Annotated in this window: 8 protein-coding genes; 6 read left to right on the top strand and 2 right to left on the bottom strand. The window is 45.4% G+C overall.

Translation table 11 applies throughout. From position 1 onward, the window contains the following. Nucleotides 1-28: 28 nt before the first annotated feature. Nucleotides 29-856, bottom strand: a complete 828-nt coding sequence (gene ispE, locus K8R76_10525; protein MCD4848610.1) for a 4-(cytidine 5'-diphospho)-2-C-methyl-D-erythritol kinase — start codon at nt 854-856, stop codon at nt 29-31. Between the two features lie 38 nt (nt 857-894). Continuing rightward, complete coding sequence (locus K8R76_10520) at nt 895-1,812, bottom strand: decaprenyl-phosphate phosphoribosyltransferase (protein MCD4848609.1); 918 nt, start codon at nt 1,810-1,812, stop codon at nt 895-897. A gap of 205 nt (nt 1,813-2,017) precedes the next feature. On the opposite strand from K8R76_10520, the gene K8R76_10515 reads away from it, so the two are divergent. The 6 genes from K8R76_10515 to K8R76_10490 all read left to right on the top strand — a co-directional run bounded on the left by K8R76_10515 (nt 2,018) and on the right by K8R76_10490 (nt 8,637). Further along, the gene (locus K8R76_10515) at nt 2,018-4,078 is read left to right on the top strand and encodes a Na/Pi cotransporter family protein (GenBank protein MCD4848608.1); all 2,061 of its coding nucleotides are present in this window, start codon (nt 2,018-2,020) and stop codon (nt 4,076-4,078) included. A gap of 163 nt (nt 4,079-4,241) precedes the next feature. Further along, complete coding sequence (locus K8R76_10510; GenBank protein MCD4848607.1) at nt 4,242-5,567, top strand: cyclic 2,3-diphosphoglycerate synthase; 1,326 nt, start codon at nt 4,242-4,244, stop codon at nt 5,565-5,567. Between the two features lie 175 nt (nt 5,568-5,742). Continuing rightward, complete coding sequence (locus K8R76_10505; GenBank protein ID MCD4848606.1) at nt 5,743-6,039, top strand: 4Fe-4S binding protein; 297 nt, start codon at nt 5,743-5,745, stop codon at nt 6,037-6,039. Beyond that, nucleotides 6,036-7,178: a 2-oxoacid:acceptor oxidoreductase subunit alpha gene (locus tag K8R76_10500; GenBank protein ID MCD4848605.1), complete on the top strand. Its 1,143-nt coding sequence runs from the start codon at nt 6,036-6,038 to the stop codon at nt 7,176-7,178. Before K8R76_10505 ends, K8R76_10500 begins: the two co-directional genes overlap by 4 nt. Continuing rightward, on the top strand, nt 7,178-8,020 hold the full coding sequence (locus K8R76_10495; protein ID MCD4848604.1) for a 2-oxoacid:ferredoxin oxidoreductase subunit beta: 843 nt from the start codon (nt 7,178-7,180) through the stop codon (nt 8,018-8,020). Before K8R76_10500 ends, K8R76_10495 begins: the two co-directional genes overlap by 1 nt. Continuing rightward, nucleotides 8,017-8,637: a 2-oxoacid:acceptor oxidoreductase family protein gene (locus K8R76_10490; protein MCD4848603.1), complete on the top strand. Its 621-nt coding sequence runs from the start codon at nt 8,017-8,019 to the stop codon at nt 8,635-8,637. The genes K8R76_10495 and K8R76_10490 overlap by 4 nt, the downstream gene beginning before the upstream one ends. The last annotated feature ends 10 nt before the right edge of the window (nt 8,638-8,647 follow it).

The following is an 8,647-nucleotide window of genomic DNA, read 5'->3' as shown; positions in this document are numbered from 1 at the left end:
CCCAATGCAGGGACCAAAACCCTGTGTCTTAACCATTTGACGACGCCCCAGCAGTCTCTGCTGATCTGCACAGGGTATAGTTCCCTGTCAGTATCTGTGAGAAACTTACTGCCTCGCTCTTCATTCTGAAAAGCGCATAGAAGGTTGGACCGGATCCTGACAAGCCCCAGTTTTCACAGGAATTCCTCAGAAAACGCGCCAGCTCTTCTATTTCAGGAAAGTGTTTCTCAAGCAGTGGTAGAAAATCATTCCACAGATTATGCGGGAAAATCTTACCCTCATGCCATACTGCTGACGAGGCTGAATAATGCTTAAGAATACCATTGTTTGTCAAGGACGTACGCATTCCGTCCCATGCGTTGTAAGCCCAAGCCGTGGAAACCGTGACAGAAGGATGAAGAAGAACAGCATGGAAAGGGACTGAAGGAACAGGTATTATCCTTTCCCCTCTTCCTTCGATAAGCGCGGTGCCGCCATGCAGGAAGAATGGAACATCACTGCCCAGCGCAGAAGCAGCGCCCGAAAGATCCAGAGTTGGTCTTGCAGTAAGAGTTCGGAGCCCCAGAAGGACAGCTGCAGCGTCACTGCTGCCACCTCCAAGACCCGCCTCAGAGGGGATTCTTTTAACAAGATCTATTTCTATGTCCAGGTTCTCTTCTGAAAGAGAAAGAAAGCGAGCTGCTGCTTTCCAGGCTAGATTTGAAGAATCGGATGGTACTCGGTAATCTTTGCATGTAAGTGAGATGTTGCCGTTTCCTGGTTTTGCGATAATGTGAACAGTATCATGCAGCGATATTTCCTGGAAAAGGCTGCGAATATCGTGAAAACCATCTGATCGTGAATTTAAAATTCTCAATCCGAGATTTATTTTCGCAGGCGCGATCAGGGAAATATTCACGCCGGAACGGATTCAGCACCCGGAAATAGCGTCAGCGCCAGAGCGACCGTAATCACCCAGAGCAGAATATTGAGCAGAAGGGGTTTATCAGTGAGAAGAATTCTGTCAGGACTGCCTCCATGACCTTTTATATGTATAAGATAGAGGTATCTGAATACACCATATACTACAAACGGGATTGTTATCCATAACTTGGTTGATACCAGTTCCATGGTTCTCTGGCTTACTGAATAGATCGAATATCCAATAATACTAGCGGCTGTTGCTATTCCCATCAGTTCATCAAGAAGGGAAATGCTGTACTCCTCGAGTATCTCCCGGTGTCCGGCTGCATTCTCTCCGAGAGAAACAACTTCGTATCGCCTCTTTGCGAATGCAAGAAATACGGCAAGGAAGAAAGTGCAGACTATTAGCCAGGGAGATATTGATATATCTGAGTATCCGGCATCCATGGCCAGAGTGACCCCCGCGAGAGCTCTCAGTACGAATCCAGCTGCTATTATCAGCACATCCAGTATTACAACATGTTTCAGTTTGAAAGAGTAAGCCAGCTGCATTATCATATATGTGCTGAGAATCAGAGCATATGTTGGTGCCAGAATCCATGACGCGATCAATACACCTGCGGCAAGCAGAAATGCGGTCACTGCTGCAGATGAAACGGGTAGAGCCCCGGAAGCAATGGGTCTATTCTTCTTTTCAGGATGGCACTTGTCCCGCTTTCGATCAGCAATATCATTTGTAAGGTAAACCGAACTTGAAAGCAGGCAGAAACCTAAAGCCCCCAGTGCTGTCAAACCGATTGCCCTGGGATCATCCCAGTGATTTCCAAAAAGGATTCCTGCAAAAACAAAGAGATTCTTCGTCCATGATCTTATTCTTAAACTTCTTAAAAGAGCTGATAATGTTTTCATAACACATAACAATAATTAACAATACGGTTGAGAAACAGTTTTGTTCATTCCAAATGCGATCATTATATTGCTCACATCAGTTAGCCCGTAAATTTCTTGTCTTATTCTGTTCTTGTCGGGTTAACAGCAGAAGCAGCGGTATCCCGTTAAATCTCCGGCAATAGAAAAATTCAATATCCTGAATTTTTTGCTCGGAAGGAGCGTAATGCGGTCAGTCTCAATTATCCTGATATTTGCGGCATTATCGGCTTTTGCCGGAGCTTACACTGTTGAAGTAAGCGGCAATTCTCAGCATGGTAGAATTGAGACGGTTCTTGCTGATCCACTTGAAGTAGTGATTTTAGATTCTTCCGGAGAACCTGTCAGCGGAGTTCCGGTCGAGTTCGAAATGAAATCCGATCAGGGAACTCTTGCATATCCAATAATAGGAGAGTATCCCTTAATTCTTGAGGGTGATTCTGTATCTGGAGAATTTTCATCTGTCAGAATACTTACAGGGTTAGATGGAATTGCTGCAATCTCGATCAAACTCGGAGATAAATCCAGTAATAATACTGTTGAAGCAACTGTTATGCTCCCGGACGGTTCAGAAGAGGAAGTTGATTTTTCTGCTCTTGCTGTTGATCTGAAAAACATAATTTTCCAGATACTGGGCGGACTGGCTATTTTCCTTCTGGGCATGAAGATGATGTCCGAGTCGCTTCAGCGAGTTGCCGGTAACAAAATGCGAGGAATACTCAAGAAGGTTACCAGCAACAGGTTCCTCGGTCTCATGGCAGGAGCTCTGGTAACAGCGGCGATACAAAGTTCAAGTGCTACATCCGTCATAGCGGTGAGCTTCGTCAATTCCGGTCTCATAGTACTCAAGCAAGCTGTCGGCGTCATAATAGGCGCAAATATTGGTACTACTATTACAGGTCAGCTGATAGCCTTCAAGATTACACATTACGCTTTCCCGATGCTGACCATTGGATTCGCAATGTTTGCTTTCTCGAAGAATCGAAGAACCCAGTTCTGGGGAAAGGCTATTACCGGGCTTGCTCTGATTTTCATCGGAATGACCATAATGAAAGGAGTTCTTGATCCTCTTAAGACCAGCATGGTTGTGAAAAGCTTCTTCATGAGCTTCAGCACGAATCCATTGCTTGCAATTCTGGCTGGAACATTGGTAACATCGATTATACAGAGTTCAAGTGCGACAGTTGGATTGACCATGACTCTTGCCGGTGCCGGTCTGATAAATCTCCAGGGAGCTTTTTACCTTGTTCTGGGAGACAACATAGGCACTACAATCACCGCACAGCTCTCAGCGATAGGTGGATCCAGAGCTGCCCGTCAGACCGCAATGGCACATACTCTTTTCAATGTTATTGGTGCAATATACATGGGATTACTCATTACCAATAACAATGGATTCATTCTTAATTTTGTACGTTCGACGTCCGGTGATTCAATGAGACAGGTAGCCAATGCTCACAGTATGTTTAACATATTCAACGCTTTGCTGTTCCTTCCTCTTGTCCCGTTGCTGGCCAGGCTGTGCGAATTCATCATTCCGGACAAAGAAAAAACAGGGCAGGAAGAAATAGAACTTACGCTGGATGAGAATCTTCTTGATTCTCCGTCCCTTGCGATAGATAGTCTGGAACGTGAAATGGTAAAAATGGCCAACTATGCAGGGGCAACAATCCAGCATGGAATTTCATGTTTCCTGACCGGGAGTCCAAACCCGGAAAGAATCATATCCATGGAGGACACAGTCGATTACATGCAGCGAGATTTGACTATCTATGCGTCCAAGATTTTCCAGCGGGATCTGGATCAGAATCAATCCTTGAAACTGCCTGTTATTATTCATACTATCAACGATATCGAGAGGATATCTGATCACGCTGTCAATATGGTTGAAGCAAGAGACAGGGTGTCGGGTAATCTTAAGACAAAATCCGGCCCACTTCACGATGCTGTCGATCAGGCTGCTTCGATTGTGATAAGCATGGTGGAATCAATTGAGGCGGCGCTTCAGTCTCATGACAGAGTTGCCTCTCAGAAAGTTCTTGCATTCGAAGAAAAATTGAACAGACTTGAAGAGGATGCAAGAAATTATTATGCCGACAGCCTTTCAAGTAAGAAGAACGATGGAATGACAGGCCTGGCAATGCTTGATTTTATTGAGTATTGCGAACGTATCGGAGATCATCTGACCAACATAGCTCAATCCTTGCTGGGCGGTGGCGTCTGGCACGGCATAGATGATATACACTAATAACTGATCTATAGTTAATGAGTTGACATTTGCAATTCAGATAAAGAGATTTCTACATCCGGTCAGGAGTTGACCGGACTTTTTCACATGGGAGAGGCCGAACCGCTTGCGGTTCGCTGTTGCTTTCCCGCAAGCACTCATCCTCTTGCGGAAAGGACGACAGATGAGCAAGATCAGAACCTTGATACTGGGCGCAGCAGGGCGCGATTTTCATAACTTTAACGTTCTCTATCGGGATAATCCAGACTACGAAATAGTAGCATTTACTGCTACACAGATTCCTGATATTGACGGTAGAAAATACCCTGCAGAACTTGCTGGAGAACTATATCCGGATGGTATTCCTATCCTTGCAGAAGATAATCTCTTACAGACTATTCATGATAAGAAAATCGAACTCTGTATCATGTCTTACAGCGATCTTTCCGATAATGCTGTAATGGAACTTGGGTCCAAGGTTAACGCAGCCGGAGCCGATTACATGATGCTTGGGGCTTCCAGAACAATGATTGAGAGTACGAAACCAATTATTGCTGTATGCGCTGTTCGGACAGGTTGCGGCAAGAGCCAGACAACCAGACGTGTAATCGAGATCCTTCAGGCGGCAGGAAAAAAAGTTGTTGCTATCAGACACCCCATGCCATATGGAGATCTTGTAGCTCAGAAGGTTCAGAGATTCGAGACTATAGAGGATCTTTCACTAAACAACTGCACTATTGAAGAGATGGAGGAGTACGAGCCTCATATAAAGCGCGGTACTGTTGTGTATGCCGGAGTAGACTACGGAGCAATACTTAAAGAAGCCGAGAAAGAGGCGGATATCATTCTTTGGGATGGAGGAAACAACGATACTTCTTTCTACAAACCCGATCTCACAATCACAGTTGTAGATCCTCATAGACCCGGACACGAAATATCCTACTATCCCGGACAGATTAATCTCAGACTGGCCGATGTAGTGGTAATCAATAAAATTGACAGCGCCTATCCTGAAGATGTTGACGAGGTAAGAACAAATATCCGAGCTGTTAATCCTGATGCCAGGATTGTTGATGCTGCAAGTCCATTGACTGTAGACAACCCTTCTCTCATTACAGGCGCAAACGTTCTTGTTGTTGAGGATGGACCTACTCTTACCCACGGTGAGATGGAGTACGGCGCGGGATTTGTGGCAGCTGAAAAATTCGGTGCCGGAGATTATGTTGATCCTAGACCTTTTGCTGTAGGCACCATCATTGATACTTATGAGAAATACTACTCTGATAGAGAAGAGGCGTATATTCTTCCCGCGATGGGTTACGGTGAGGACCAGATGAGAGATCTGCAGCAGAGTATCAATGCAGCTGATTGTGATGTCGTTGTAATTGCTACTCCAATTGATCTCACGAGAATAATCAAGATAAATAAACCTGTTGTCAGAGTGGGATACGAACTCCAGGAAATCGGAAGACCTGATCTTCCCGAAATTCTGGAGTCATTTGTGAAGTAACGGGAATCATCAATGAGATACTGTGCAGAGGGCAGGTTAATTTCCTGCCTTTCTGCGTAACTAATTGCTTACCTGTGCAAAACAAGAGGGAGGTACAGGTTAAATGACCAGTAAATCTTCACCTGAGAATCAAACCTCCACCAGTAAGAGAAATGGTGGGAAGGTGAAGGAGAAAATGGGAACGGCTAAGAAGAAAAAAATGATAGAATCTTTTATCCATGTCTTTCCTGACTGGTGCAAGGGTTGCGAGATCTGCGTTGCTTTCTGTCCTGTCGGTGTTCTTTCAATGAAGAACCAGAAGGCAGTTGTCGCACATCCTGAGAAGTGTATCAGATGTTATCTGTGTGCGAGGAGATGTCCTGATTTCGCGATTGGAATTGCAGATGAAACCGGGCGAGTGAACGAGAAGCAGAACAATTTAAATAGACTGCCAGAAGTAACTACCGGCAAGGGAGAGGATGATTCCAGGTGATTGTACCTTGGGGAGAAACCAGACTTGTGCAGGGAAATGAAGCTGTTGCCCTTGGAGCTGTTGCTGCCGGAATAGAGTTTTTTGCCGGATACCCTATTACTCCATCTACGGAGATTGCTGAACTCCTGGCGAAATACATGCCCCTCCTTGGTACGAAATGGATCCAGATGGAGGATGAGATAGCAAGCATAAGCGCTCTGATTGGCGCGAGACTTGCGGGCGCAAAATCCATGACTGCCACCAGTGGCCCGGGATTCAGCCTCATGCAGGAAGGACTGGGATACGCCTGCATGGCTGAAGTTCCGCTTGTTTTAGTTAACGTGATGAGAGGTGGCCCATCAACAGGTCTTCCCACTCAGGCTGCCCAGGGAGACGTTATGCAGGCAAGATGGGGAACTCATGGAGATCATCCTGCTATCGCACTGGCTCCATCAAATGTCAGAGAGTGTTTTGAGATGACTATCCGGGCGTTCAATCTTTCGGAACAGTTCAGAACACCTGTAATTCTTCTTCCGGATGAGATCATCGGCCATATGAGAGAGCGTATAACCTTCCCTTCCGAAGGCGATCTTCATGTGGAACCAAAACCGGTTCCGGATGTACCGGTTGAATGGTATGAACATTATCACGTTACCGCCTCAAACGTGTCCCCGATGGCATGTATCGGAAGCGGTTACAGATTTCATGTAACCGGACTGACCCATGATACTCATGGATTTCCCACCAGGAAAGAAAAGGAAGTCATCGGAAAAATGAACCGTCTCAAGCATAAAATAACAAGAAGACTTGATGAGCTTGAAGATGTCCGCATGCATGATGTAGAAGAGAACCCGGTTACAATATTTGCTTACGGTTCCGTTTATCGGTCTGCTCTTGCTGCCCAGGCAATGCTCAAAAAAAGAAAGAAGAAAGTTGGTGTTTTCCGTCCTGTTACCCTATGGCCTTTCCCTGACAGAACTGTGAAGGAAGAACTCGACTCAAAAGAAGTCATTCTGGTTCCGGAGCTGAATCAGGGGCAAATTATTCATGAAGTCGAAAGAATGACAAGTGATTCTGTAAGAGTGGTCCCTCTTCACCGCATAGACGGGTACGAAATCACTCCTGAAGAAATCGTAAATGCTGTTCTGGAGGTGATGTGATGCCTGCTCCGCTTCCGTATGAGTATAAATATCTCAGATCAAAGAAGAAATTTCCGCATGTCTGGTGTCCCGGCTGCGGTATCGGAATCGTCATGGGATCGATTATCAGGGCAGTTGACTCTCTGTCATGGGAAAAGGATAACATCGTTATGGTTTCCGGTATTGGATGTACTTCCAGAATGCCGGTGTATGTCGATTTCAACACTATTCATACTACTCACGGCAGGGCGCTGGCCTTTGGCACCGGAGTGAAGATGGCTAATCCTTCTCTTAATGTAATGGCTGTGATGGGTGACGGGGATAGTCTTGCAATCGGAGGAAACCATATAATCCATGCTGCCAGAAGAAACATAAATATTACCTCTATCATAGTTAATAATGATAATTACGGAATGACCGGAGGGCAGTTTTCACCCGTTACTCCCGAGGGAGCCAGAACCGCTACAACGCCTTACGGGATGATTGAACCGGGATTTGATGTGTGCAATCTTATGGAGGGTGCCGGAGCGTCTTTTGTAGCTCGAGGAACTGTCTATCATATAATAGAACTTGACAAAATATTGACGAGAGCCTTCAAGAAGAAAGGTTTCAGTGTAGTTGAGGTTCTTGCCCCATGTCCGACGAATTTTGGCAGAGCAAACAGACTGGGCGGACCCGTTGAAATGATGAAACTCCTGAAGGAGAATACCATAAACATCAGCCAGGCAAAGGCAATGAAACCAGAGGATGTTCATGGGAAAGTCATTCGTGGAGTTTTCGTCGACAAAGTTTCAATCCCGTATGAAGAGCGATACGAAAAGTTATGTGAGAAAGCCAGAAATTCAGTGGGAGCTTCGAGATGAAGAACTACTATGAAATCAGATTATCCGGCGCCGGTGGACAGGGGCTGGCTCTTGCCGGAAGAGTATTCTCTGAATGCTCCATCAAATCCGGTTACAATGTATGTCAGACTCAGAGCTACGGTCCTGAAGCAAGAGGAGGAGCCAGCCGTACTGACATCATTATTTCCAGAAAAGAGATTCTCTTCCCCAACTGCAGAGAACTTGATATTCTCCTTGCTATGAATCAGGAGAGCGCGGACAAGTTTGCGGGAGAAGTGAAAGAAGACGGGATTATTCTCGTGGATACAACATTTGTAAACCAGATACCTGAAGGTAAGGTTTATGAATATCCACTTACCAGAAGAAGTATTGAGGAGTATGGAACTCCGGTGGCTGCGAATATCATAGCAGTTGGATTGATAGCATCTCTATGCAGATTGTTCAGTCTGGAAATCTGGATTGCTTCTCTGAAAGAAACAGTTCCTGAAAGGTTCATAAAGATGAACCTGAAAGCATTCGAATTGGGACATAAGGAAGGCAGGGAGATACTTCACGTTGAAGAAGGAAGAGTTCCAGTCGCTTATGACAGGAAGCGACCTGTCCCAGATTGTCTTAAAGAGAAAAACGGTAATAACTGAGAGAGCGAAC

It is taken from the genome of Candidatus Aegiribacteria sp. (genome assembly GCA_021108435.1).
Classification (GTDB): domain Bacteria; phylum Fermentibacterota; class Fermentibacteria; order Fermentibacterales; family JCC-6; genus Aegiribacteria.
The sequence above is the reverse complement of the archived record's forward strand: the minus strand, read 5'-3'. Positions and strand labels throughout refer to the sequence as shown.

Bases quoted from the DNA above. Each gene is read 5' to 3' on its own strand.
- K8R76_10505 (MCD4848606.1), top strand. From the start codon at position 5,743: ATGGGAACGGCTAAGAAGAAAAAAATGATAGAATCTTTTATCCATGTC.
- K8R76_10495 (MCD4848604.1), top strand. From the start codon at position 7,178: ATGCCTGCTCCGCTTCCGTATGAGTATAAATATCTCAGATCAAAGAAG.
- K8R76_10510 (MCD4848607.1), top strand. From the start codon at position 4,242: ATGAGCAAGATCAGAACCTTGATACTGGGCGCAGCAGGGCGCGATTTT.
- K8R76_10490 (MCD4848603.1), top strand. From the start codon at position 8,017: ATGAAGAACTACTATGAAATCAGATTATCCGGCGCCGGTGGACAGGGG.
- K8R76_10520 (MCD4848609.1), bottom strand. From the start codon at position 1,812: ATGAAAACATTATCAGCTCTTTTAAGAAGTTTAAGAATAAGATCATGG.
- K8R76_10515 (MCD4848608.1), top strand. From the start codon at position 2,018: ATGCGGTCAGTCTCAATTATCCTGATATTTGCGGCATTATCGGCTTTT.